The sequence below is a fragment of the Thioalbus denitrificans genome, assembly GCF_003337735.1.
Lineage (GTDB): Bacteria > Pseudomonadota > Gammaproteobacteria > DSM-26407 > DSM-26407 > Thioalbus > Thioalbus denitrificans.
The window spans coordinates 1-23281 of sequence record NZ_QPJY01000019.1; the positions used below are offsets into that span (position 1 = coordinate 1).

Sequence of the window (23281 nt, forward strand, 5' to 3'; positions counted from 1 at the left end):
CTTGTAAATTGGACGTTAAGCACCTGTGAGAGTCCCATGGAGACAAAAAAGCATTAATTAACAGTAATTAGCGTAGGTCCGACCCGCGTAAAGCCTCGCGTAAAGCATGCGTAAAGGCGTAAAGCGTTGAATCACCCGGAGGCAAGGAGCAGTGACCGACAAACCAGAAGCCCTATGGCTGCACGCCTATTCGGGCAGGGAAACGGGCCTCATGGTAATCGGCACGTCCGCCTCGCTCCGGGCGTTGGGCCAACAACTGCTGTCCGCGACCGGTGAGCAGGCCGGAGGCATTGCGGGGTGGCCCCCCAGCGTGGCGGAGCCTGAAACGATTGGCCCATACAAGGATGTTGCCGAATTCCGGTTGTCATTTCATGTCCAGGGTGGCGGCACGCCGGGCGGTGGCCTTCCATTGCGGCGGCATACGATGCCGGCGGTGTTCATTCTCGCCATCGGCGTCTGTACGCTGGTCGGGGCTGTCACGATTGCCCGCTGGCTATTCTCGGTGATGTTTTGAGGAGATGCGCGCGGTGCCGTGTTGGGTTCTCCGCTCGCTGACATGTTGCAACGGCCTTGAGCGAGCGGGCAGCAGACGAAAGCGGCCGGTAGCAAAGCGTCAATCGTTACCATCTGTTCCCGGCCTCTGTAGCCGGGAAATATATTTTACGGCCCTCCCTGTGAGATCGGTGGGGGGAAACCACCAGGGACCCATCAACTGCAGGAGGTTTGTCGTGTCAGAGACGTTTCGCGGTGGTTGCCTGTGCGGCGGCGTCAGGTACGAAATCCGGGGCGAGCCGGTCCGTTTCTATCATTGCCACTGCAGCCGTTGCCGGAGGGCGACGGGGACGGGTCATGCCAGCAACCTCATGGTGCGGCTGGGCAGCGCTGCCTGGGTGAAGGGCGAAGAGCTGGTGCGCCGCTACAAGGTGCCTGAGGCGGAGCGGTTCACCACCGCCTTTTGCGGTACGTGCGGCGGCCAGTTGCCGCGCCTGCTGACGGAGATGAATGTGGCGGTGATACCGGCCGGTTCCCTGGACCAGGCGCCATCCATCGTGCCACAGGCGCGGATCTTCTGGGATTCGCGCGCGGAGTGGTCGTGCGCGGCCGGAGACCTGCCGGTGCATCCGGAGAACCCGCCGCGCCAGGATGACCCGCGGGCCAGGTGACGGGGGGCGGGTCCGGCATCCCGGCGCCATGCCCCGCTCTGGAAAACGGGGTCGGTGACAAATTCATATCCTTATCGTCCGTGACCGGTCCCATTCACCCGCCAGGCGTCGGGCGGGGTGCCGCGGAGCGGTGACGACGCCAAGGTGCGGCGCCTCGAAGCTTTTCCAGGCGATCGGTGTTTCACCGCGCGGGCAACAGCCTCATTCGTGCCCCCCGACCAGGCCCTCCTCCAGCACTGCCCTGGGCAATCCTGTTACGCCCGCGTCCGGTAGCGCGCGCCCCGCTGTCGAGGCGAACTGCGCACGCTCGGTCAGGATCGGCGGTGGGGCGGGCCGTTACAGTGGTCGTCGGATTGAGGAGGCACACTGGTGACGGAAGAGAAGGCCAGGGCTTACGCGGCGCGGTTCGAGCGGCTGATCGACTACATCGATCGGCATCTGGACCAGGTGTTGTCGGTCGATGAACTGAGCCGCCAGGTCAACTTCTCCCGCTTTCATTTCCAACGGCAATTCACGAGCCACTTCGGGCTGAGCGTGACCCGCTACGTGCAACTGTTGCGGCTGCGCAGAGCCTCGTACCAACTGGCGTTCGACCGGCGGCGACGGGTCATCGACATCGCCCTGGATGCCGGTTTCGAGAACCCGGAATCGTTCTCCCGCGCGTTCAAGAAGAGCTTTGGACAGACGCCCTCCCAGTTCCGAGCCCAACCCGCATGGCAGCCCTGGGCTGAACGCATGCGGCTACCCGAACGCAAGAGGAGTATTCCCATGGAAGTGAGAGTGGTCGATTTTGCCGAAACGATGATTGCGGTGCTGGAACACCAGGGCCCGCCGGAGCTTATCTTCGAAACGGTGCAACGCTTCATCGACTGGCGCAAGAGCAGCGGCCTGTCGCCCATGGCGACCAGCCGTACCTTCGGCCTCGCCTACAGCGACCCGGCCACCACCGCCCCGGAGCAGTTCCGGTTCGACGTCTGCGGCGAGATAGACGCCCCCGTGCCCGAAAACCCGCAAGGTGTGGGCACCAGGCGTATCCCGGCCGGCCGCTGCGCCGTCGTGCGGCACCACGGCTCGACCGATCGCATCAGTGACAGCGCCTACTACCTCTATCGCGAGTGGCTGCCGCAAAGCGGCGAGGAATTGCGCGACTTTCCACTCTTTTTCCACTACGTGAAACGGATCCCCGATACCCCGGAGCACGAACAGGTGACCGACGTCTACCTGCCTTTGAAATAGGTCCAGTCGATAAAACCGGCACGGCATCCTGGATAAGAGGGCGGTGACAGATGCCTATCGTTATCATTTGTCATCGACCCCCCTTAATCCGGTCGGGGCTGACCGGTTCCACCCATCGCATGGGAAAGGCCGCCCGGGTAACCGGGCGGCCTTTTCCGCAACACCTGTGAACCTCCCTAGCGCCCCTGCCGCTCCCGCTTCGCCCGCAGGGTCGCCCGGACCATCTTGCCGAAGGCCTTGTCCTGCTGGCGGGAGCGCTGCTCCCGCCGGCGGGTGTTGGCCGCCTCCTCGGCCTGCAGGCGCAGGTAGTGGTCCAGCTCGTCGGCCGTCAGCCCGCCCGCCTGGACGGCGGCGCGCACGGCGCAGCCCGGCTCCCCCTGGTGGGTGCAGTCGGCGAAGCGGCACTCCGGGGCCAGGGCCTCGATGTGGGCGAAACGGCGCGCCACGCCGCCAGCCACGGGCGGCAGCCCCACTTCCCGCAGGCCGGGGACATCGATGAGGCAGAGCTCGCCCGGCAGGCGGTGAAGGGATCGGCTGGAGGTGGTGTGGCGTCCCTTGTCGTCGTCCTCCCGCGTGGCCCCGGTCGCCTGTCGCCGGATGCCCGCCAGGTTGTTGAGCAGGGTGGACTTGCCGACTCCGGAGGAGCCCACCAGCGCGAGGGTGGTGCCGGCGTCCAGCCACGCCCCGAGGGCGTCGCGGGCGCTGTCGCGCAGCAGGTCCAGGGCGACGACATCCCCCGCGCCCCGCAGGCGCCGGCTGACCTCGCCCGCCACGGCCGCGGGATCGGGGCAGAGATCCGCCTTGCTCAGCACCACCAGCGGGGTAACCCCGGCCTGGGCCGCAATCACCAGGTAGCGCTCGATGCGGTGCAGGTTGAACTCACGGGTGAGGGCGGCGACCACCAGGAGCCTGTCGACGTTGGCGGCGATGGCCTGGGAATCGCTGCTCTCGCCGGGGCGCAGGCGGTGGATGAGCGAGGAGCGCTCCAGGCGCTCCACCGCCCGGTTCGTCCCCGGCTCCACCAGCAGCCAGTCGCCCACCGTGGGACGGGCGATCGGGTCATCCGGGAACAGCAGGCGGCTGCACAGGGTGACGGGGAAGCTGCCGCCGCCGGTGTCGGCGCGGACCGCGTTGCGCTCGAGGTTGACCACCCGCGCGGGCGTGTACCGCTCCAGTTGCTCCAGCGTCAGCTGCCGAAAGAAGAAGTGGCGCCAGCCGAGGGGCTGGAGCAGGGAAAAGTCGAAGAACATTGCCTTGCATCCTCATGCAATAGTCGAGTGACGACACGACGCCGCGAAAGCGGCCTCGCATCAGCGAACGAGGATGAGTGCCGAACCCGGCACCGGCGACGGCGGAAGCCGTCTCAGGTGCGCAGGCCGGCGGCTGCGGCAATGTCCATCGAGCCTCCGGCGTAAAGGTATGGAAAGAGAAACAGGGACATTATAGCGGAAACGCCCCTTGCCGACGCTGCCCGGGTTGCGCAGGTCCTGCCCGCGCAAACGACCGCGGGTATCGATTGTTGAAATTTTGTAGATGTGTCATCCCCGCCACCTTTCCTGCCCGCCGATGTTCTATCCTGCCCTCACGTGATGCCCGGCCGGGTTGTGCCCGGTGGGCGGCGATTCGGAGGATTCCACAGGCAACGGGACCAACGCTTTATGTCATATGCACACGCGCGAGAACTGCCGGGCCGGAGAATGTTCCTGCGTCTGCTGGCCGGCGGGGCCGCGGCCGGGCTCATGGGCGGGCTGTGGGTGCCGGAGGCGGTGGCGGCGGAGCCGACGCTGGGGCAGCAGGTCAACGCCCACATCCAGAAGCTGCGCCGGGCCGGGAGCATCCCGTCCGACGAGCGCACCGCGTGGTCGGTCTACGACTTCACCACCGGCACCAAGCTGGTGTCCATCAACGAGGACAAGCCGCTGCAGGCGGCCAGCATGATCAAGCCGTTCCTGGCCCAGGCCTACTTCTTCCGCCACCAGGAGGACAGCGGCAAGTACCCCTACGACGATCTGATCCGGGCGAAGCTGGAGGCGATGATCCGGCACAGCGACAACCATGCCTCGAACTTCTTCATCAATCGGGTCGGCGCCGACCGGCCGGCCCCTGAACGGCCCCGGGAGGTGGAGCGGGTGCTGAAGCGCTATGCGGGCGGCATTTTCCGGCAGACCTCCATCGTCGAGTTCATCCCCAGCAACGGCAGGACCTATCTCAACCAGGCGTCGGCCCACGACTACAGCCGGTTCCTGTACGCCATGTGCGAGGACCGGCTGCCCTTCGTCAAGGAGATAGAGCACTACATGGGGCTGCCGAACCGCGACCGGATCCAGGACGGGGCGGACGCCGTACCGGGCAGCGTCGAGCTCTACCACAAGAGCGGTTCGACCGCCCACGTCTGCGGCGACATGGGCGTGGTGGTGGCCAGGGACGCCAAGGGCGTCCAGCACCGCTATACCTTCATCGGCATCATCCAGAAGGACAGCCGGGCCAAGGACTACGGCGGCTGGATGCGGGCGCGCGGCGACGTCATCCGCGAGGTATCGGGCCTGGTGTACAACTTCATGCGCGGGCGCCACGGCCTGGTCGGCTGAGCACCGGCCGGCGGGGTGGCCGTCAGGGGCTGCGGATTTCCCGCTGAATGGATTAAAGATCTGCATAATCAAGCGGATGGCGTGCGGCGACCGGCTGCCTGCCACCCTTCTCCCGCGGCTGTGGCTCCCGGCGCATAGGCTTGCAAAAAGTAGGTGATTGGCATAACGTTTCCGCGCGCCGGGGAACGGAATCCAGGTTTCGTGCCCAGCACCGAACTGTCTCACTCCAGGAGAAACTGCATGACCTTTCGCAAATCCGAAACCACCCGCCGTTCCTTTCTCAAGACCCTGGTCGTCGTGCCGGTCGCTGCCGCCGTGGGCTTCAGCAGCCGGGTGATGGCCGCGCTCGTCACCGCCGACGATCCCATGGCCAAGTCCCTGCAGTACACGGCGAACAGCGACAAGCCGGACCAGCACTGCGCCAACTGCACGCTCTACCAGGGCGGCGATGCGGCACAGGGCGGCTGCCCGCTGTTCCCGGGGAAGGAGGTGGTCTCCACCGGCTGGTGCGTATCCTGGGCCCCGAAGCCCTGAGGCGTTCGCCAGGTGCGACCCGAGAGCCCGGCCCTGGCCGGGCTTTTTTGTTCCACCCCCCCGGGCTCCGGGCGCACGATCGCGCCCGCCGGCACCCGGGCACGCCGGTTCGCCCCGCCGGCCCATCCAGGCCGCACCCGCCGCCCTGGTCGGCTGGCATAGCGATCCCCGTTGCGTGATCTATCCTGAACTCAGGGGAATCGGTATCTGTCCAGGTCATGGCGCTCCCCGGGTTTCCGCGCGGACAATCCGGAAGCGTCCGCTTTCGCCTCATGAGGAGGTGTTCCCATGCCTATGATCCCGCAGGGGTTGCCGACCATCAAAAGGGGTTCCCAGGGGCCCTACGTGGCCTACTGCCAGAACCTGTTGAATGCCCGTGGCGCCGCCCATCCGGTGCTGTGGGTGGACGGCATCTTCGGACCCAAGACCGATGCCGCCGTGCGCCTGTTCCAGACGATGAGGGGGCTGGTGAGCGACGGCATCGTCGGGCCGCTGACCTGGGCCGCCCTGGAGGCGGGCCCCCCGCCCATCAAGAAGCGCCCGGCCGCCCAGCTTCCCCCCGTTCCGGCCACCGGCGGGCTGTGACCCGCCACGCGGCACAAAAGCCGGGGCAGGGCGGAAAAGTGAAACGTATTCCGCCGGATGGAATCCGGCGGGAAGGGGTGTGTCGGGCCGTAGACCGGCCCTCCTGCGCAATGTCCGGGCGCGGGCGCCCGGTGGCCGGCCCGGCAAACCATCCAGTCGGGTGAGAGGGACCTTGCCTGATTACCGCAGGAGCCCCATGGCGGGCGGATGCCGTTTTCTCACCGTCAATCTCCTGGCCCGGCGGGGCAACGACCCGCTGGTCCGCCGCATCGACCTGCTCCGTGAGGCCTTGCGGCTGGTGAAGCGGCGTCACCCGTTCCGCATCGAGGGCCGGGTGGTGCCGCCGGACCCTATGCACTGCACCTGGCCCCCGCCGAATCTTGATTAAAAAGCCTTGTGTCTCTACTGTCCCTATCACGCGTCTACGACAAGACCGCCCTGGACAGATACGGGAGCCGAACCATGGATTACTCCGTGAAGCTGTTGTTGAGCGAATTCGTCACCCATGACGTGAAGCGGTTCATGGTGAGTCGCCCCGAGGGTTTCGAGTACCAGACGGGCCAGGGCGTGGAGCTGGCCGTGGACGAGCCCGGCTGGCGGGAGCAGGGCCGGCCCTTCACGCCCACCTCGCTGCGTGACGCCCCGGTGCTGGAGTTCATCATCAAGGCCTATCCGGAGCACCACGGGGTGACCGCCAAGCTGCACACCATCGCCGCCGGCACCAGCCTGCGCATGTCGGCGCCCTTCGGCACCATCAACTACCAGGGCCCGGGCACCTTCATCGCCGGCGGGGCCGGCATCACGCCGTTCATGGCGATCCTGCGCGAGCTGGCCTCCGAGGGGCGGCTGGAGGGCCACAGCCTGCTGTTCAGCAACAAGACGCCGTCGGACATCATCTGCATGCAGGAGCTGCAGCACTACCTCGGCCCCCGCGGCCGGTTCCTGTGCACGCGCAAGAGCGACTGCAACTGCCCCGAGGGCCGCATCGACAAGGCCTTCCTCGAACAGCAGATCGACGACTTCGGCCAGAAGTTCTATGTCTGCGGCCCGCCCCCCTTCGTGGAATCGGTCAACGGGGCGCTGCGGGAACTGGGCGCCGATCCCCAGGCGCTGGTCTTCGAGCAGTGATGCCATTGAAGCGTGCGCGCCGCGCCGCGCCACCGCGGTTCGCGCCACAGCATCCGGCCCCGAACCGGTCGCCGTGAGGAGCCCCCGTGAGCGACGCCTGGGTGATTGCCGTTGCCGCCGCCGTGCTGCTGCTGCACGGCGGCGTGTTCCTGCTGACGCAGGCGCTCCATTCCCTGTTCTGGCCCGTGCCGGCGCTCAACGGCGCGATCGCCGGCGGCGTGCTCTTCTACTGGCTGGACCGCTGGGAGACACCCGGGACCCTCGCGGGCGCCGACGGGCTGTTCCCCCTGGTGGAAGGGGGCGTGCTGCTCCTCTCGGTCCTCGGCCTGCTCGGGATACTGCCCGCCCGCGGCCCGCACTGGCTCATCTTCGCCGTGAACGCGATCCTGGCGCTGGCGTTCCTGGGCTTCATGCTGGTCTTCCGGCTGGAGCGCCTGTTCTGAGGCCCGCGGCCCGGCGTCCGCACCCGGGGGCATGATGCGATTCCGCGGCCTGCACCACGTCGAGCTGTCGGTGCCCGACTACGACGACGCCATCCGCTTCTACGACCGGATGTTCGGCTGGCTCGGCTACCGCAGCTTCTGGACGCTGGACATCGGCTACCGCTCCACCTACTACATGGCGCGCTGAATTGACGATTCGCCTTCCCCTGCGCCGGCCGGGCGGGCAGCATGGGCGGGCGCACCCGCGGGAGAGCGGCAGGGAGTCACGGGCATGAGCAACCTGGCGAACCATGTGCTGGTGATGGCGGGCGGCTACTTCGCCATCATGAACCCCATCGCCAACGCCGCCATCTTCACCAGCCTGACGGCGGGGATGGACGCGCGCGTGGCGCGCCGGATCGCCCTGCGCTCGGTGGCCACGGCGTTCGCCATCGTGCTGGCGTTCATCCTGCTCGGCAAGCTGGTGTTCGAGTTCTTCGGCATCACCCTACCGGCGCTGCGGGTCGCCGGCGGCATCATGGTCTTCCTCATCGGCTATCACATGCTGCACGGCCGCCCATCCGCCGTCCACGCCGCCCCCGAGGGGATGGACGACGGGGCGGACTCCATCGCCGTCAGCCCGCTGGGGATCCCGATCCTGGCCGGCCCGGGCACCATCGCCGTGTCCATGAGCTACTCCGCCACCAGCGATCTGTTGCAGATCGGGGTCAACGCCCTGGTGTTCCTCGCCCTGTGCGCGGTGACCTACCTCTGCTTCCGCCTGGGCGAGCGGGTGGAGAACCGCATCGGCGCGAGCGGCCTGCGGGTCACCACCCAGCTCATGGGGCTGATACTCGCCGTCATCGGGGTCCAGATGGGCATCGACGGCGTCCTCGGCGCGGTGGATCTCTACCTCCACCCGGCGGGCGGATGACGGCCGGCGCCCGCGCTTGACCGCCGGGGAACCCGGCCCCGACCACCGCCCCCGCGACGATGCGCTCCACGGTCCGCGGCGGGAAAGCCCGGGCGCCGCGGGCTATGCTTTTCTCAAGGAAAGCAGGGAATCGACCGCGACCGGCATCAGGCCAACGACGCCCCGCCTGCATCGCAGGGGCGTGTTCCCTGGCGGGGCAACCAGGCATGGGAGGGCGCGTGGACAGAACACTCGCCGATGTGCGGCATGACCATGGCTGGTGCGCCTACGGGGAGGACCGCCACCGGGTCGATCCCATCCCCTGCCGCGGGATCACCGGCTACCGGCTGGAGCTGGTCGGGAGCCGTTTCGGAACGGCCCGCATCGTGGAGGAGCGTTTTCCCACGGCGGAGGGTCCGGGTTCGGTGACGGTCCGCTGGGATCACGGCATCTTCGGCAGCGTGCACTACCGCCTGCTGGCCGATGTCGAGGCGCGACTGGTGGATGGGCCGAGCCTGCTGATCACCCGGGTGGAGTTCGATCCCAACCCCATCCCCCTGGGCTCCGTCCCGGCATGCCGCGTGACGCTGCTGAACTGCGGTAGCGTGCGTATCGGCAGCAGCCCGGAGCAGCCGATCGCCGATCACTTCATCCTGGCCGTCCCCACCCTCTGGAACAGCGCCGGGGAGGTGTTCGACTTCTCCGCCCTGGGCCTGCGGCCGGGACAGTACCAGCAGGAAATCACCGTCAATCTGGAGCCAGGGGAGGAGACCGTCCGTGACTGGACCGCCTCCGACCTGATTCCCGATTCCGTAATCACCCGCGGCTACGTGGGCGAGTACCAGACCCGGGTCGAGTTGCAGGACCGCAGGCTCGACTACGAACGGGATCTGTCGACCCGCTCCGAACCCGTCGATATCGCCTTCGTCTAGCGCGAGGGGTACGCCATGCCCTGCCAGTACTTCGAGATCACCGATGTATTCGGGAACGAACCGGATGCGGAAGGTCAGCCGCGCAGCGTGACGGTCAAGGGGGTCGCCCTGATCGGCTGTGACCAGGTCGAACAGGTGAGCGTCTGGCTGGGCGTGCCGGCGGGCGGCCGCACGGCGGCAGTGGAGGCCGCATTCGAGCTGAACGGCAGCGGCGAGCGCACCCCGAACTGGATCGCCGTCCTGCACGATCTCTCCGATCCAGGCGACCCGGACGAGAAGGGTCTGGTCAAGTGCCGCAAGAGCGCCCTCGAGGCCTGTGCGGAGCTCACCCTCGACGGGGATGTGCTGCAGGAGGACCGGAAGCTGTATGACTTCCTGTTCTGCTGTCCCTGGACGGTGCTGCTTGAAGTTGTCCGCCCGGACGGCACGGTGGTCGGGGGCGGGGGCCCGGTCTATGCCGATCTCGAGCCCGGCTCCTACGTGGTCCGGGTGGTGTCGCCGGCGGAGGCGCCCGATGCGCCGGCCCTCGCCTACGCCTGGTACGTCGATGATCATCTGCGGGCGGGCGAGGAGGAGAGTCAGTTCTACTACCGGCTCGAGGAGGGAAGCCACGCCATACGGGTCCAGGTCGGCCAGGCCGGGTGCGACCCGGTCCCGGGAACCGTGACCCTGGCGGCCGCCGCGCCGCTCGCCTGTCCCGAGACGGTGCGGATCATCGAGCGGAGCATCTCCGCGGCCTGCACGGACGGACGTCGTGAGGTGACTCTGGAGGGGGTGCTGACGGGCGCTGGGGCCGGCATGCGGGCCGCCTGGGAATTCGGGGACGGCGGCCCCTTGGGGGTGATGGCGATCGGCGCCGGTGACATCGATGCCGGGGGTGTCGCCACGCTTCGGGTCGTGCATGGCTACGCCGCACCCGGCGACTACCCGGTGGAGCTATATCTCCTCGATGCGGACGGCAATCGCGCCGGAGCCTGTCCCGACGCGGGCCATGAACTGCGCCTGAAACCCTGTGAGCCGTCCGGGGGCGGCGGTGGCGGCGGTGATCAGGGCGGTGGCGGCGAGGGAGGAGACGAAGGCGGCGGGTGCTGGCTGGCGCTGCTCTTCATGGCGCTGGGGCTGTTCGCCGTGTTCACCTTCCTGGTCTATTCCCCCTGCGTCCCGTATCTGCTGATCGGCTCGCTCGTGGGGCTCGTGGTCCTGGTCGTGGCCGTGATCTTCGCGGCTATCACCTGCGACCGCTGCCGGATTTTCCGCGCCCTGGCCTGGGCCATCTGGTGGGCCATCTTCCTCGGTGGGCTGCCGGGCCTGCTGGGTTGCCCCCCCGGTGCGGTACCGGTGATTACGGTGCTGGCGGTGCTCCAGGCCGTGGTCATCGCCGCCATCAACCACATCGAGGGCTGCAAGGTGCCGGTGCCGTGGGAGTTCCCGTTCTGCAGGCGGGTGAACCGGCGCTTCTGAGCGGCGGGTGATGGACAAGTGCCCTGTTTGCAACGGCACGGGGTTCCGGGAACGGATGCATTCCTGCGCCGTCCGCCGGGGAGCAAGACGGGTTCCCTGCCCGATGGGATCGCCGCCGAACCCTTGTGTTCCATGTCCGAAGTGCATGGGGAAGGGCGGCGTGCGGATTCCAGCCGCAGCGCCGTGGCGTGAAACCAGTCGGATTCCCCGCCCGGGACGTCTTCGTTGATAGAATCACCTCCTTCCCATAACCCACAGACCCTGAAGATGTCTCCCGATCCGGAAACCCTCCCCGTCGTCGCCGTCATCGGCGGCGGCCCAGCCGGCCTCATGGCCGCCGAGGTGCTGGCGGCGGGCGGGGCGCGGGTGGCCCTCTACGACGCCATGCCCTCGGTGGGGCGGAAGTTCCTGCTGGCCGGGCGCGGCGGACTGAACATCACCCACTCGGAGCCGCTCGACGCCTTCCTGGACCGCTACGGCGCCCGCCGGGAGGCCATCGGGCCGCTGCTCGCCGATTTCGGCCCGGAGGCGCTGCGGGCCTGGGTCCACGGCCTGGGCGTGGAGACCTTCATCGGCACCTCGGGCCGGGTCTTCCCCGCGGAGATGAAGGCCGCGCCCCTGCTGCGGGCCTGGCTGCACCGGCTGCGGGCGGCGGGGGTGGCCTTCCACGTGCGCCACCGCTGGCTCGGCTGGGACGCCGAAGGCGCGCTGCGCTTCGCCACCCCCGCGGGGGAGCACCGCGCGCATGCCGGGGCGGTGGTGCTGGCCCTGGGCGGCGGCAGCTGGGCGAAGTTCGGCTCCGACGGGGCCTGGGTGCCGCTGCTGGCCGGGCGGGGCGTGGCGGTGGCCCCGCTCCGGCCCGCCAACTGCGGCTTCGACGCCGACTGGAGCGAACACTTCCGGGCCCGCTTCGCCGGCGCGCCGGTGAAGCCGGTGGTGCTCTCCTTCACGGACGCCTCCGGTGCCGGGCACCGGCGCCAGGGCGAACTCGTGGTGTCGGCCACGGGCGTGGAGGGCAGCCTCGTCTACGCCCTCTCCGCGCCCCTGCGCGACACCATCGAGGCCGCCGGGTCGGCGCTGGTCCATCTCGACCTGGCGCCGGGGCGGGAGCGGGGGCGCCTGGAGCGGGAGCTGGCGCGGCCGCGGGGCGGCCGCTCCCTGGCCAACCACCTGCGCGCCCGCGCCGGCATCGCCGGGGTGAAGGCCGGGCTGCTGCGGGAGCTGGCCGCGCCGGAGGCCCTGGCCGACCCGGTCCGGCTGGCGGCGGCCATCAAGGCCCTGCCGCTGCGGCTGCTGCGCCCGCGCCCCCTCGACGAGGCCATCAGCAGCGCCGGGGGCGTGCGCTTCGAGGCGCTGGACGCGGGGCTGATGCTGCGGGAACTGCCCGGCGTGTTCTGCGCCGGCGAGATGCTGGACTGGGAGGCGCCCACCGGGGGCTATCTCCTCACCGCCTGCATGGCCAGCGGGCGCCGGGCCGGGGCCGGCGCGCTGGCGTGGCTGGCACGGGGCGGAATCCGCTGACCGCTGTCCCGCCGGCGCAGTAGAACAGCCTCAAGTCCGACAGGCTGCTATGCTCCTCTGACACAGAGATAACCGTGGACCGGGCAGCACCGGCCCGAGCCCATGGAGCCCACCAGAGGAGGATTCCGCATGAACCGCACACTGATTGGCGCATGCCTGCTGGCCGCGGCGACGGCCCACACCCCCGCCCATGCCCAGGGCGAGTCCATGGTCACCTATCGCATGCTCAGCCCGGAGACGGCCCTGGAAGTGGCCCAGGCCACGCAGCAATCCTGCCGCGACGCCGGCTACCAGGTGGCGGTGGCCGTGGTCGACCGCATGGGCATCGCCCAGGTCACCCTGCGCGACCGCTTCGCCGGCCCCCACACGCCCGACACCGCCTGGCGCAAGGCCTGGACCGCGGTGAGCTTCCGCAGCGACACCCAGTCGCTGAGCGATCGCATCGGCGCCGGCCAGATGCCCTCCAGCCTGCAGGACATCACCAACGCCCTGATGCTGGGCGGCGGCGTACCCATCGAGGCCGGCGGCTCCATCGTGGGCGCCGTGGGCGTCTCGGGCGCCCCGGCCGGCGACCTGGACGACAAGTGCGCCCGCGCCGGCATCGCCACGGTGCAGGACAAGCTCAACATGTAGACCCGGACGGTGCCGCGCCCGGACTGGCGCGGCACCGGTCCCGGCTGCCGGTTGCGAGTCGCCAGTTGCGGATGAATCCGCCCCCACAACCCTTGCCCCCTGCCCCCTGCCCCCTGCCCCCTGCCCCTTATCCCTTGCCCCTTATCCCTTATCCATTATCCATTATCCATTATCCATCAACCACTTACCCATTGGCGCGCCGATCAATAGTCATTCCATATCATCGGCATAGAAACAATCCAATTTACACATGGACTGGACGCTGTAGGCTGGTCACCAGGCAGAGATCGTTCCCGGAGGGACGCCGCCATGACCAAGACCCTGAGCTTCGCAGTGATGCATTTCACCATCGCATTCGCCGTGGCCTACCTGCTGACCGGTGACCTGGTGGTGGGGGGCGCGGTGGCCCTGGTGGAGCCGGCGGTGAACACGGTGGGCTACCACGTCCACGAGAAGGTGTGGGCCTTCTTCCGCGGCGTGAAGGGGGAGCAGCGGGCCGGGGCGGCGCCCTCGGCGGCCTGAGAAGCCGCTTGACGGATGTGCCGATGCGCCTTGCCAATTACCCTGGAGGTTCTTGATCTGCTATGTTTTTTCCAGGCGGTGGCTGGTGCGGTTCCGCCCCTGGAGGCTCCGGATGGATCGCCAAGGGCGCAACCGTACACTCGAGGCGCCGGATCGAGCGCCCGCACCGCCGCTCCCGTGATTGACGCGACGGGGTTGAGGCATGTGAGCTCAACCGGAAGTTGACCCGGTACCCCGGCCCCATCGAGGGCCCGGGCGCTGCGTTGCATCAGGGAGTGACACCATGTCCGCGTTCCCGACCGCGCTCTCCTACCGGCAGCCCGCCTGGAAACGCCTGCCACCCGAGCGCCGGGTGCTGGTCGGCGTCCTCGTCGTGGTGATGATCCTCGCCTCCGCCGCGCTGGTCTATCTCACCGGCGGGATCAAGTACGTCTACTCCCACAGCATGTACCTGGCCATCCTGCTGGGGGCGTTCGCCTACGGGATGCCGGGCGGGCTGGTCACGGCACTGGCCGGAGGCCTGCTGCTGGGCCCGTGGATGCCGGTGGACACCCTCAGCGGGGAGATGCAGCAGCCGGTCAACTGGCTCCTGCGGCTGGGTATGTTCCTGCTCGTGGGCGGGCTCGCCGGCGCCGGGGTGCAGCGCCTGACCGAGCGGGCGCGGCAGCTGGCCTGGGTGGCCTACCACGACCCCGCCACCGGCCTGCCCGGCCGGGCCTGGCTGGAGGAGGCGCTGCGCGGCGATCCCGCGCTGGCCGTGGTGGTGCTGCGGCTGGAGAACCTGGACGAGCTCAACAACACCTTCGGCGTGGGGGTGGCGGACGAGCTGATCCGGCAGGCGGGGGAGCGGCTGCGGGAGCGCCTGCCCCAGTCCACGGGCGTGTTCCAGAAGGAGGGCAACAAGCTGGCGCTCACCCTGCCGGACCGGCTGGTGGGCGAGGAGCCGGCGCTGGTGAGCCTGGCCGCCGCCGCCCTGCGCGCGCCCTTCCTGCTGCAGGAGGTGCCCGTCCACGTGACCGCCCACGCCGGGCTGGCGCGGGTGGAGTTGGCCGGCGAGGATCCCCTGCTGCGGCTGCGCCGGGCCGGTATCGCCGCCTACCAGGCCCATACCGAGCTGCGGGATCTCCACATCTACACTCCCTCCATGGACAGCGCGGCGCGCGAGACCCAGGCCCTGCTGGGGGAGCTGGGGCCGGCGCTGGAGCAGGGCGAGCTGCGGCTGCACTACCAGCCCAAGGTGCGGCTGGCCACCGGTGCGGTGGAAGGCGCCGAGGCCCTGCTGCGCTGGCAGCATCCCCGGGTCGGGCTGGTGCCGCCGGGGCGGTTCATCGGCCACGCGGAGCAGACCACGCTCATCAACCCCATCACCCACTGGGTCATCGAGGCCGCGCTGCGGCAGCTGGCCGAGTGGCGCCGGGCCGGGCTGGACATGGGGGTGGCGGTGAACCTCTCCACCCGCAATTTCTCCGACCCGGAGCTGGCGGGGCACATCCACCGCATGCTGGAGGCCACCGGCGTGCCCGGCGGCTGCCTGGAGCTGGAGGTCACCGAGTCGGCCATGATGCTGAACCCGGACCGGGCGGCCGCCATCCTCTCCGAGCTCGGCGACACCCGCGTCACCATCTCCATCGACGATTTCGGCACCGGCTACTCCTCGCTGGCCTACCTGGACCGCCTGCCGGCGGCCTGCATCAAGGTGGACCAGAGCTTCGTGCAGCGCGTGGAGACGGACAACGGCGCCCGCGAGATCGTCCGCGCCGCCGCGGCCATGGCCCATGCCATGGGCATGGAGGTGGTGGCCGAGGGGGTGGAGAACGCCCGGGTGCTGGACCTGGTGACGGAGCTGGGCTGCGACCTGGCCCAGGGCTTTCACCTGTGCCGGCCCCTGCCGGCGCCGGAGTGCCGCTCCTGGATGGAACAGCCGCGCGGTTTCCCCGCTGCGGTGCCGCAACCGGCCTGATCCGCCGCGGGGCGGGACGCCGCCCGCCCTTTTCCTGGGCCGCGCCATCGGCCAGAATGCGGTATCTCCACCGGGTCCCCCAGCCGCGACAGCCCATCGACCTTGAATCCGCTCAAGCGCCTCGCCTCACAGACCGCCATCTACGGCGTCAGCAGCGTCTTCGGGCGCTTCCTGAACTACCTGCTGGTGCCGCTGTTCACCTACACCTTCGCCCCGGCGGAGTACGGCGTGGTGTCGGAGTTCTACGCCTACATGGGCTTCCTGGCGGTGCTGCTGGTGTTCGGGCTGGAGACGGGCTACTTCCGTTTCCGCGAGGGCGGGGAGCATGCGCCGGAGACGGTCTACGCCACGGCGCTGCGCTTCGTGGTGCTGGCCAACGGCGGCTTCTTCCTGCTGCTCCTGCTGCTGCAGCAGCCCCTGGCGGCGCTGCTGCGCTACCCCGACCACCCGGAGTACATCTGGTGGGTGGCCGCCATCCTGGCGCTGGACTCGGTGGGGCTGGTGGCCTTCGCGCGGCTGCGGGCCGAGCAGCTGGCGGTGCGCTTCGCCGCCATCAAGGTGATCGAGATCGGGGTCAACATCGGTCTCAACCTGTTCTTCATCGTGCTCTGCCGGCGGGCCTTCGAGTCCGATCCCCACTCCCTCCTCGGCGGGCTGTGGAACCCCGCCATCGGCGTGGGCTACATCTTCCTCGCCAACCTGGCCGCGAGCGCCGTCAAGCTGCTGCTGCTCGGCCCCCAGCTGCGCGGGGTGCCGGGCGCCTTCGACGGGGCGCTGTTCGCCCGCCTCATCCGCTACTCGATGCCGATGGTGATCATCGGCTTCGCGGGCATCGTCAACGAGATGCTCGACCGCGCGGCGCTGAAGTACCTGCTGCCCCACGATCTCGAGACCAACCTGGCCCAGCTCGGCATCTACAGCGCCTGCTACAAGCTCTCCATCCTGATGACCCTGTTCATCCAGGCGTTCCGCTACGCCGGCGAGCCGTTCTTCTTCGCCTACGCCAGGCAGACCGACGCGCGCCGCATCTACGCCCAGGTGCTGAACGCGTTCGTCATTTTCTGCGTGTTCATCTTCCTGCTGGTCACCCTCTACATCGACTTGTTCAAGTTCTTCATCGGCGCGCCCTACCGGGTGGGGCTGGAGGTGGTGCCGGTGCTGCTGCTGGCCAACCTGCTGCTCGGCGTCTACGTGAACCTCTCCATCTGGTACAAGCTCACCGACCGCACCCTGCTGGGCGCGGGCGTGGCGCTGACGGGGGCGGCCGTCACCGTGGCGCTGCTGCTGTGGTGGGTGCCGGTGTACGGCTACATGGGGGCGGCCTGGGCGACGCTCGTCTGCTACGCCGTCATGGTGGCGCTCTCCTGGGCGCTCGGCCGGCGCTACTACCCGGTGCCCTACGACCTGAAGCGGGTGTTCGGCTACCTGGCCCTCGGGCTGGCCCTCTACGGCGCCGACCGGCTGCTGGTGGAGCGCGCCGGGCTGCACGCCTTCCTCGCCGGCACCCTGCTGCTGGCGGCGTTCCTGCTCATCGCCTTCACGCTGGACGGGCGGCGGCTGCTGCGCGGGCTGCGCCCGGCCTGAGGACTCGACCCGGATTTCCCGCCATCCCACGGCTGCGGACGCCGATCCGCTCGCCGTGGCGGAACGCCACACCCGGCCGGATGAATCCGGCCCTACACCGCTTCAGCTCCGTACGCCCCGTCACGCCGGCGCACCCGCTTCGCGCCATGCTGGGAAATCGGGCTCAGCCGCCGGTTCCGGCGGCGCGGCGGGTCTCGCCCGAGAGCAGCCACAGGGTGGTGGTCATGGCGACGGCGGAGCCCAGGCACCAGAGACAGGTGGCGCCGATGACGAAGGGCTCCAGCGCCGTGAGGCGCATGGAGAAGAGCACGCCGGCCAGCGCCACGGCCCAGGTGACCCAGCGCCAGCCGCCGCCGCGGGGCGACAGCCCGCGGCCCACCAGCCAGGTGAGCAGGAGCAGGGTGTAGCCCATGACGCCGAGCACCCCCAGGGGAATGTCGAACAGCTGGGCGTACTCGCTCTGCTGCACGGCGTTGCAGCTGCCGATGGGTCCGCACACCGCCTCGGTCCCGGTGATGTGGGTGTAGGCGAGATAGGCGGAGATGAACAGGCCGGTCATCAGGCTGAGCGGCACCAGCGCGGAGGTCCGGGCGCTGCGCCGGCCCGGGCGGCGCACCCGCGCCAGGGCGTGCAGCAGCGCCAGCGCCATCCCCACCAGCACCACCACCGCCAGGCCGTTGGCGATCCGGTCCCGGGCCGGGAGCCCGCCCGCCGGCGCCGCCGGCGGAACAGCGGACGGCGCGCCGGCCACCCGCCCGCGGACGGTCTCGATCCCGGCCGGGAGGAGCGCCTCCAGCCCCGGCAGGGCGGGCCAGCGGGCGGACGCCGGATCCGCGGCCAGGGCCTCGAAGCCGTCCCCGAGCCCCGCCACGATGGCATCCAGCCCCCGGAACGAACGATCGCCCACCCGCACCACCGGCTCGTCCACCGGTGCCTGCCCGGCCTCTCCCGGCGCCTGGTAGACCCCGGCCCCGGCGGGGGTGCCGGTATCGACGGCCGCCAGCTCCAGCCGCGCGCCGTAGCGCTCGAAGAGCAGCGGCGCGACGTAGTCGAACAGCTCGTCGCAGGCGCTGCAGCCGCTGGCGATGAAGACCACCGCGCGCACTTCCGGCGCGGTGGCCGGGCCGGCTTCGGCGGGCGCCTGGGCCGCGGCCGGGACGCTGAGGAACAGGAGCAGCCAGAGCAGCAGGTGAGGAGCGAAACGGGTCGGAATCACGGACACGGGCCTGGTGGCGGATGACGGGACGGGCATTACCTTAGGCACGGCGGGTGATTTTCGCAAGGACGCCTGTCAGTCTCCTTCCGCCGGGTGTAGGATTCCAGCTCGGTTCCCGCGGGAATCCACGCACCGGGGAGGGAGCGCCCATGTACGAGGGGGAGCGGTTCAACAGCATCACCCACCTGCTGGGCGCGGGCGCGGCGCTGGCGGGGCTGGTGGTCCTGGTGGTGATCGCCGCCGGCGAGGGCGACCCCTGGAAGATCGTCAGCTTCTCCATCTACGGCGCCACCCTGCTGGCGCTCTACACCTTCTCCACCCTCTATCACAGCGTGCGCGGCCCGGCGAAGTCGATCCTGCGCCGGCTCGACCACCACGCCATCTACCTGCTCATCGCCGGGACCTACACCCCGTTCATGCTGGTGGCCCTGCGCGGCGCGCTGGGCTGGACCCTGTTCGCCGTCAACTGGGGGCTGGCGGTGGTGGGCATCGTGCTCGACTCCCTGCCCCGCCCGGGACGCCGGATCCTGCCCATCGTCATCTACCTGGTGATGGGCTGGATCGGGGTGATCGCCCTGGGGCCGCTGCTGGAGTTCCTGGCCCCCGCGGGCGTGGCCTGGCTCCTGGCCGGCGGCATCCTCTACACCGTGGGGGTGGTCTTCTATGTCTTCGACAAGCGGGTGCGCCATTTCCACGGCATCTGGCACCTGTTCGTGCTGGCGGGCAGTCTCTGCCATTATTTCACCGTGGCCCTCTACCTGGCCTGAGGGCCGGGCCGCGGCCAGCCGTCACCATTCAAGGACAGCGTCATGAGTACGAACAAGGCACTGCGCATTGTCCCGGCGCGGGCGCGGGATGTGCCCCGGGTCCTGGAGATGATCCAGGAGCTGGCCGAGTTCCTGGAGCTCTCCCACGAGGTGGTGGCCACCGAGGAGAGCCTGCGCGAGGCGCTGTTCGGCCCGCGGCCCAGCGCCGAGGTGGTGTTCGCGGAGATCGGCGGCGAGGTGGCCGGCTTCGCCCTGTTCTACGATATCTTCTCCACCTTCCGCGGCCGCTGCGGACTGCACCTGGAGGATCTCTACGTGCGCCCCCGGTGGCGGGGGGAGGGCGTCGGCCGCGGCCTGCTGGCCTACCTGGCGCGGCTGACCCGGGCGCGCGGCTGCGGCCGCCTGGAGTGGTGGGTGCTGGCCCACGACGAGCGGGCGGCGGCCTTCTACGAGGCCGCCGGCGCCATGGCCAAGGACGAGTGGAACATCTACCGCCTCACCGGCGAGGCGCTGCGGGACCTGGCCGCCGAGGGGGGCGATGACCCCCTCAAGCCCCTGCCGGGCGCTTGAGGCAGGTCAAGGCGCGGCCGGCGGGCGCGGCTAACCTGACCTGGAATCCTCCTCGATTCCCGGATCGGGTGCTCGCTTCGGCCTGCAGCAAACGCGGGCCGTTTTTTTCTGCCGCCGCCGGTGGCGGACAACCCTGACGACGGCAAGACAGGCCTATGAAGACCCTGGGACAGAAGATCGCCATCGTGACCGCCGGTCTCTCCTACCTGGCGGCGGTCGGTTGCGTGGCGATTGTCATCGTGCGCGAGGATGCCGGGCAGATGGACCCCGTCAAGGCCAGCCTGCTGGCCTCGGTGGTGTTCTTCGTCGGCGTCGGCTACGTGCTGCAGGTCATCGGCACCGCCCGGCTCAAGGGGATCCTCTCCCGTCCCGGCAGCGGGGATCACACCGGGGAGTAGGCGGGCGCGCCGCGGGGTTGACGGGTCCGGGCCGCCTCCGTAACTTGCGGAAAACTGAACCGGAGACTTCGCCATCGATGCGACTCGTCCTGGCTGTCGTGCTCGCGCTGCTGCTGCCGGTGCCGCCGGCCGCGGCGGTGTCCCTCGGGCAGGGTGATCAACCCGTCCCGCTGGGCGCCTGGTACCAGGTTCTCGAAGATCGCGCGGGCACGCTCACCCTGGAGGATGCCCGGGCGGCCGCGGCCGCCGGCCGGTTCCGGCCGGTGCACGGCGGGGAGGATCCGAATTTCGGCTACTCCACCGCCACCTTCTGGCTGCGGGTTCCCCTGGAAAACCACCTCCCGGAGGCCTCCCGCTGGCTGCTGGAGGTGCCGTTTCCCACCCTCGACAGCGTCCGGATCCACCTGGTGGACAGCGCCAGCGGGGCCCTGCTCGCCCGCCAGGAGGCCGGCGATCGGGTGCCCTTCGCCGAGCGGCCCTATCCCCATCGCCACTTCGTATTCCCCATCACCCTGCCGCCGCACCGGCCGCTGGCCCTCTACCTCAGGGTGGCCTCGGCGGGCAGCCTCACCGTGGGCGCGACGTTGTGGCCGCCGGAGCGCTTCAGCGTCGCCAGCCGCGATGCCTACCTGGCCCTCACCCTCTACTTCGGGGTGCTGGTGGCGCTGTTCGCCTACAACCTGCTGCTGTTCCTCTCCCTGCGGGACCGCGCCTATCTCTACTACGTCCTGTTCGTCGGCTCCATGGCGGTGGGGCAGGGGGCCTGGAACGGCCTGTTCTACGAGTACCTCTGGCCCGGCGCGCCGGCCTGGGCCAACGTGGCGGCGGTCGTCGGGTTCAACGCCACGGGGCTGTTCGGCGCCCTGTTCTCCCGGGTCTTTCTCGGCGCCCGGCGGCAGGTGCCGGCGCTGGACCGGGTGATGCGCTGGTGCGCCGCGATGTTCGCCGCCCTGATCCTGGCCCTGCCGCTCGTTCCCTACCAGGTCATCGCCGTGGCCACCTCGGTCACCGGCGTGACCTTCTCCCTGGTGGCGGTGGCGAGCGGGGTGGTGTGCCTGCGCCGCGGCTACCTGCCGGCGCGCTACTTCCTGCTCGCCTGGACCCTCCTGCTGGCGGGCACCGCGGCACTGGGTGCGCGCAACCTGGGCTGGCTGCCCACCAACTTCCTGACCCTGCACGCGATGCAGATCGGCAGCGCCCTGGAGATGCTGCTGCTCTCCTTCGCCCTGGCCGAGCGCATCCACCAGCTGCGGGCGCAGAAGGAGGCGGCGGAGGCGGACGCCATGCAGGCCCGGCGCATGGTGGTGGAGACCCTGGCGCGCACCGAACGGGACCTGGAGCATCAGGTGGCGGCGCGCACCCGCGAGCTGAGCGAGCTCAACCGGAGCCTCCACCAGCAGCACGGGCTGCTGGAGCGCCAGGCCCTGCGCGACTCCCTGACGGGCGTGGCCAACCGGACCCAGCTCGATGTGCGGCTCGGCGCCCGGCTGGCGGACGGCGACGGGCTGGTGGGCGTGCTGTTCATCGACCTGGACGACTTCAAGACGGTCAACGACACTTATGGCCACTGGCTGGGGGACCGGCTGCTGCAGGTGGTGGCGCGGCGGCTGGAGTGCTCGGTGCGCAGCATCGACACGGTGGCCCGCCTCGGCGGTGACGAGTTCGTCGTCGTACTGGGGCGGATGCAGAGCGCCGAGGCGCTGCTGGGGGTGGGGGAGAAGATCATCGCCCAGCTGGGCCAGCCGGTCACCATCGAGGGGCTGCAGCTGCGGGTCAGTTGCAGCATCGGCGCGGCGCTGGCCCCCGACGACGGGACCGAGCCGGCCACCGTGATCAAGCACGCCGACCGGGCCATGTACGAGGCCAAGCGCGGCGGCGCCAACCACATCAGTCCCGCCCTGGGGCTTTCGCGCCGGCTGGCCCGCGCGGCGGCGCCGGCGGCGACCGGAGAGCCGGCGGCGGAGGGAATCCCCGGCTGAGCCGCGCCGGCCATCGACTTCTACCGCGCCCTCGGCGGCGAGCCGCTGGAGGAGTGGACCGGTTTCCGCGTCAGCGGTCCGGCGCTCCCGCGCGGCGACGGCTATGCTTGCAACTGCCGTCACGCGAAAAGGAGAGCCGCGATGCGTAGCCTGCCCCTGCTGCTGGCCCTGTTCTGCCTGCCCCTCCAGGCGGCCGATCTGCCTGAGTCCGGGGACCATCCCCTGCTGAAGCGGTTCGGCGGTTCCGAGATCGTCGGCTACGAGGTGAAGCGGTTCGACAGCTACCGCCTGCAGACCTCCACCTACAGGAGCTACGACCTGCAGACCAGGCGGCGCGCGTTCGCCGAGCCGCCGCTCGACATCGAGGGGAAGATCACCCGCATCTGGTACGAGTCGGCGGGGGAGACCAGCTCCACGGAGCTGTTCCGCAACTACCGCAACGAGCTCGAGGCCGCCGGCTTCGCCATTCTCTACGATTCCACACGCGACGACGCCGCCACCGGCTGGAACAGCTATCTCGCCCCCTTCGGCCAGAACGCCATCCGCACCAACCGCACCCGCTACGTCTTCTACGGCGCCGACAGCCAGGGCATCCGCACCCTCAGCGCCCGCCTGCCGCGCGCGGAGGGCGATGTCTACGTGGCGGTGCTGACCGTGGAGTGGCCGAAGGACGACGCCATCTACAAGTCCCGGCGCGGCGCCTATGCCGCGGTGGACATCATCGAAACCCGCCCGATGGTGCAGAACATGGTGGTGGTGAAGGCCGACGAGATGGCCCGCTCCATCACCGAGACCGGGCGCATCGCCCTCTACGGCATCCACTTCGACACCGACAAGGCGGCCATCCGGGACGAGTCCCGGCCGGCGCTGGAGGAGATCGCCCGGCTGCTGCGGGAGAATCCCGGCCTGAACCTGCACGTGGTGGGCCACACCGACAACGCGGGCGGCCTGGACTACAATCTCGGGCTGTCCCGGCGCCGGGCCGACGCGGTGGTCGCGGCCCTGACCGGCGAGTACGGCATCGAGCCCAACCGCCTCACTCCCAACGGAGTGGCCTATCTCGCCCCCGTGGCCAGCAACGCCACCGAGGCGGGGCGGGCGCAGAACCGCCGGGTGGAACTGGTGCCGAGGTAGTGTGCGGCCGGCCCCGCCGGCTTCCGCTACACTCC

Annotated in this window: 25 protein-coding genes; 23 read left to right on the forward strand and 2 right to left on the reverse strand. The window is 69.7% G+C overall.

The window, feature by feature from the left end; all coding sequences use genetic code 11:
• The first annotated feature begins 151 nt into the window (after nucleotides 1-151).
• From DFQ59_RS19050 to DFQ59_RS19060, 3 genes are all read left to right on the forward strand, one after another.
• Nucleotides 152-514, forward strand: coding sequence for a hypothetical protein (locus tag DFQ59_RS19050; protein WP_147275294.1), 363 nt, complete (start codon nucleotides 152-154; stop codon nucleotides 512-514).
• Between the two features lie 4 nt (nucleotides 515-518).
• A complete protein-coding gene (locus DFQ59_RS20585; protein WP_281268275.1) occupies nucleotides 519-1163 on the forward strand; it encodes a GFA family protein in 645 nt (214 codons plus the stop codon).
• A 369-nt stretch (nucleotides 1164-1532) separates the two neighbouring features.
• The gene (locus DFQ59_RS19060) at nucleotides 1533-2399 is read left to right on the forward strand and encodes an AraC family transcriptional regulator (protein ID WP_114281333.1); all 867 of its coding nucleotides are present in this window, start codon (nucleotides 1533-1535) and stop codon (nucleotides 2397-2399) included.
• A 176-nt stretch (nucleotides 2400-2575) separates the two neighbouring features.
• Here DFQ59_RS19060 and rsgA read toward each other — a convergent pair whose 3' ends face one another.
• Complete coding sequence (rsgA, locus tag DFQ59_RS19065; RefSeq protein WP_114281334.1) at nucleotides 2576-3649, reverse strand: ribosome small subunit-dependent GTPase A; 1074 nt, start codon at nucleotides 3647-3649, stop codon at nucleotides 2576-2578.
• 447 nt (nucleotides 3650-4096) lie between these two features.
• Between rsgA and DFQ59_RS19070 the strand changes: the two genes are divergently transcribed.
• The 15 genes from DFQ59_RS19070 (at nucleotide 4097) to DFQ59_RS19135 (ending at nucleotide 17182) form a co-directional block, all read left to right on the forward strand.
• Nucleotides 4097-4987: a serine hydrolase gene (locus DFQ59_RS19070; protein WP_170142229.1), complete on the forward strand. Its 891-nt coding sequence runs from the start codon at nucleotides 4097-4099 to the stop codon at nucleotides 4985-4987.
• Nucleotides 4988-5227: 240 nt separating this feature from the next.
• Nucleotides 5228-5521, forward strand: a complete 294-nt coding sequence (locus DFQ59_RS19075) for a high-potential iron-sulfur protein (RefSeq protein WP_114281336.1) — start codon at nucleotides 5228-5230, stop codon at nucleotides 5519-5521.
• A 288-nt stretch (nucleotides 5522-5809) separates the two neighbouring features.
• The gene (locus DFQ59_RS20590; protein WP_114281337.1) at nucleotides 5810-6106 is read left to right on the forward strand and encodes a peptidoglycan-binding domain-containing protein; all 297 of its coding nucleotides are present in this window, start codon (nucleotides 5810-5812) and stop codon (nucleotides 6104-6106) included.
• A gap of 196 nt (nucleotides 6107-6302) precedes the next feature.
• A complete protein-coding gene (locus DFQ59_RS19085; protein ID WP_114281338.1) occupies nucleotides 6303-6494 on the forward strand; it encodes a hypothetical protein in 192 nt (63 codons plus the stop codon).
• 74 nt (nucleotides 6495-6568) lie between these two features.
• Complete coding sequence (locus tag DFQ59_RS19090; RefSeq protein WP_114281339.1) at nucleotides 6569-7234, forward strand: FAD-binding oxidoreductase; 666 nt, start codon at nucleotides 6569-6571, stop codon at nucleotides 7232-7234.
• Nucleotides 7235-7320: 86 nt separating this feature from the next.
• Nucleotides 7321-7677 carry a hypothetical protein gene (locus DFQ59_RS19095; protein ID WP_114281340.1) on the forward strand — a complete coding sequence of 119 codons (357 nt, stop codon included), beginning with the start codon at nucleotides 7321-7323 and terminating at the stop codon, nucleotides 7675-7677.
• A 31-nt stretch (nucleotides 7678-7708) separates the two neighbouring features.
• Nucleotides 7709-7864 (forward strand): VOC family protein, encoded by a 156-nt coding sequence (locus DFQ59_RS19980; RefSeq protein WP_170142228.1) that lies wholly within the window; start codon nucleotides 7709-7711, stop codon nucleotides 7862-7864.
• An 84-nt stretch (nucleotides 7865-7948) separates the two neighbouring features.
• The gene (locus tag DFQ59_RS19100) at nucleotides 7949-8590 is read left to right on the forward strand and encodes a MarC family protein (protein ID WP_114281341.1); all 642 of its coding nucleotides are present in this window, start codon (nucleotides 7949-7951) and stop codon (nucleotides 8588-8590) included.
• Between the two features lie 218 nt (nucleotides 8591-8808).
• Complete coding sequence (locus DFQ59_RS19105; protein ID WP_147275295.1) at nucleotides 8809-9501, forward strand: hypothetical protein; 693 nt, start codon at nucleotides 8809-8811, stop codon at nucleotides 9499-9501.
• 15 nt (nucleotides 9502-9516) lie between these two features.
• Nucleotides 9517-10962, forward strand: a complete 1446-nt coding sequence (locus DFQ59_RS19110) for a hypothetical protein (RefSeq protein ID WP_114281343.1) — start codon at nucleotides 9517-9519, stop codon at nucleotides 10960-10962.
• A gap of 267 nt (nucleotides 10963-11229) precedes the next feature.
• Nucleotides 11230-12483, forward strand: coding sequence for a TIGR03862 family flavoprotein (locus DFQ59_RS19115; protein WP_114281344.1), 1254 nt, complete (start codon nucleotides 11230-11232; stop codon nucleotides 12481-12483).
• A gap of 129 nt (nucleotides 12484-12612) precedes the next feature.
• Nucleotides 12613-13116: a GlcG/HbpS family heme-binding protein gene (locus DFQ59_RS19120; RefSeq protein ID WP_114281345.1), complete on the forward strand. Its 504-nt coding sequence runs from the start codon at nucleotides 12613-12615 to the stop codon at nucleotides 13114-13116.
• 309 nt (nucleotides 13117-13425) lie between these two features.
• Nucleotides 13426-13638 (forward strand): DUF2061 domain-containing protein, encoded by a 213-nt coding sequence (locus tag DFQ59_RS19125; protein ID WP_114281346.1) that lies wholly within the window; start codon nucleotides 13426-13428, stop codon nucleotides 13636-13638.
• A gap of 283 nt (nucleotides 13639-13921) precedes the next feature.
• Nucleotides 13922-15598, forward strand: a complete 1677-nt coding sequence (locus DFQ59_RS19130) for a putative bifunctional diguanylate cyclase/phosphodiesterase (protein WP_114281347.1) — start codon at nucleotides 13922-13924, stop codon at nucleotides 15596-15598.
• Between the two features lie 102 nt (nucleotides 15599-15700).
• Entirely contained in the window at nucleotides 15701-17182 is a 1482-nt protein-coding gene (locus DFQ59_RS19135) for a lipopolysaccharide biosynthesis protein (protein WP_114281348.1), read from the forward strand.
• A 163-nt stretch (nucleotides 17183-17345) separates the two neighbouring features.
• Here DFQ59_RS19135 and DFQ59_RS19140 read toward each other — a convergent pair whose 3' ends face one another.
• Nucleotides 17346-18398 (reverse strand): vitamin K epoxide reductase family protein, encoded by a 1053-nt coding sequence (locus tag DFQ59_RS19140; RefSeq protein WP_147275296.1) that lies wholly within the window; start codon nucleotides 18396-18398, stop codon nucleotides 17346-17348.
• A gap of 149 nt (nucleotides 18399-18547) precedes the next feature.
• Here DFQ59_RS19140 and trhA point away from each other — a divergent pair, with 149 nt between their 5' ends.
• The 5 genes from trhA to DFQ59_RS19165 all read left to right on the forward strand — a co-directional run bounded on the left by trhA (nucleotide 18548) and on the right by DFQ59_RS19165 (nucleotide 23246).
• Entirely contained in the window at nucleotides 18548-19165 is a 618-nt protein-coding gene (gene trhA, locus DFQ59_RS19145; RefSeq protein ID WP_114281350.1) for a PAQR family membrane homeostasis protein TrhA, read from the forward strand.
• A gap of 42 nt (nucleotides 19166-19207) precedes the next feature.
• Complete coding sequence (locus DFQ59_RS19150; RefSeq protein ID WP_114281351.1) at nucleotides 19208-19735, forward strand: GNAT family N-acetyltransferase; 528 nt, start codon at nucleotides 19208-19210, stop codon at nucleotides 19733-19735.
• A 155-nt stretch (nucleotides 19736-19890) separates the two neighbouring features.
• The gene (locus DFQ59_RS19155; RefSeq protein WP_114281352.1) at nucleotides 19891-20133 is read left to right on the forward strand and encodes a hypothetical protein; all 243 of its coding nucleotides are present in this window, start codon (nucleotides 19891-19893) and stop codon (nucleotides 20131-20133) included.
• Between the two features lie 77 nt (nucleotides 20134-20210).
• Nucleotides 20211-22112 carry a 7TM diverse intracellular signaling domain-containing protein gene (locus DFQ59_RS19160; RefSeq protein ID WP_114281353.1) on the forward strand — a complete coding sequence of 634 codons (1902 nt, stop codon included), beginning with the start codon at nucleotides 20211-20213 and terminating at the stop codon, nucleotides 22110-22112.
• Between the two features lie 141 nt (nucleotides 22113-22253).
• On the forward strand, nucleotides 22254-23246 hold the full coding sequence (locus DFQ59_RS19165; protein ID WP_114281354.1) for an OmpA family protein: 993 nt from the start codon (nucleotides 22254-22256) through the stop codon (nucleotides 23244-23246).
• The last annotated feature ends 35 nt before the right edge of the window (nucleotides 23247-23281 follow it).

What these genes read in the sequence shown, in the direction of transcription:
- DFQ59_RS20585 (WP_281268275.1), top strand. Translation starts at nt 519, where the DNA reads ATGCGCGCGGTGCCGTGTTGGGTTCTCCGCTCGCTGACATGTTGCAAC.
- rsgA (WP_114281334.1), bottom strand. Translation starts at nt 3,649, where the DNA reads ATGTTCTTCGACTTTTCCCTGCTCCAGCCCCTCGGCTGGCGCCACTTC.
- DFQ59_RS19070 (WP_170142229.1), top strand. Translation starts at nt 4,097, where the DNA reads ATGTTCCTGCGTCTGCTGGCCGGCGGGGCCGCGGCCGGGCTCATGGGC.
- DFQ59_RS19075 (WP_114281336.1), top strand. Translation starts at nt 5,228, where the DNA reads ATGACCTTTCGCAAATCCGAAACCACCCGCCGTTCCTTTCTCAAGACC.
- DFQ59_RS20590 (WP_114281337.1), top strand. Translation starts at nt 5,810, where the DNA reads ATGCCTATGATCCCGCAGGGGTTGCCGACCATCAAAAGGGGTTCCCAG.
- DFQ59_RS19085 (WP_114281338.1), top strand. Translation starts at nt 6,303, where the DNA reads ATGGCGGGCGGATGCCGTTTTCTCACCGTCAATCTCCTGGCCCGGCGG.
- DFQ59_RS19090 (WP_114281339.1), top strand. Translation starts at nt 6,569, where the DNA reads ATGGATTACTCCGTGAAGCTGTTGTTGAGCGAATTCGTCACCCATGAC.
- DFQ59_RS19980 (WP_170142228.1), top strand. Translation starts at nt 7,709, where the DNA reads ATGATGCGATTCCGCGGCCTGCACCACGTCGAGCTGTCGGTGCCCGAC.
- DFQ59_RS19100 (WP_114281341.1), top strand. Translation starts at nt 7,949, where the DNA reads ATGAGCAACCTGGCGAACCATGTGCTGGTGATGGCGGGCGGCTACTTC.
- DFQ59_RS19110 (WP_114281343.1), top strand. Translation starts at nt 9,517, where the DNA reads ATGCCCTGCCAGTACTTCGAGATCACCGATGTATTCGGGAACGAACCG.
- DFQ59_RS19115 (WP_114281344.1), top strand. Translation starts at nt 11,230, where the DNA reads ATGTCTCCCGATCCGGAAACCCTCCCCGTCGTCGCCGTCATCGGCGGC.
- DFQ59_RS19120 (WP_114281345.1), top strand. Translation starts at nt 12,613, where the DNA reads ATGAACCGCACACTGATTGGCGCATGCCTGCTGGCCGCGGCGACGGCC.
- DFQ59_RS19125 (WP_114281346.1), top strand. Translation starts at nt 13,426, where the DNA reads ATGACCAAGACCCTGAGCTTCGCAGTGATGCATTTCACCATCGCATTC.
- DFQ59_RS19130 (WP_114281347.1), top strand. Translation starts at nt 13,922, where the DNA reads ATGTCCGCGTTCCCGACCGCGCTCTCCTACCGGCAGCCCGCCTGGAAA.
- trhA (WP_114281350.1), top strand. Translation starts at nt 18,548, where the DNA reads ATGTACGAGGGGGAGCGGTTCAACAGCATCACCCACCTGCTGGGCGCG.
- DFQ59_RS19150 (WP_114281351.1), top strand. Translation starts at nt 19,208, where the DNA reads ATGAGTACGAACAAGGCACTGCGCATTGTCCCGGCGCGGGCGCGGGAT.
- DFQ59_RS19155 (WP_114281352.1), top strand. Translation starts at nt 19,891, where the DNA reads ATGAAGACCCTGGGACAGAAGATCGCCATCGTGACCGCCGGTCTCTCC.
- DFQ59_RS19160 (WP_114281353.1), top strand. Translation starts at nt 20,211, where the DNA reads ATGCGACTCGTCCTGGCTGTCGTGCTCGCGCTGCTGCTGCCGGTGCCG.
- DFQ59_RS19165 (WP_114281354.1), top strand. Translation starts at nt 22,254, where the DNA reads ATGCGTAGCCTGCCCCTGCTGCTGGCCCTGTTCTGCCTGCCCCTCCAG.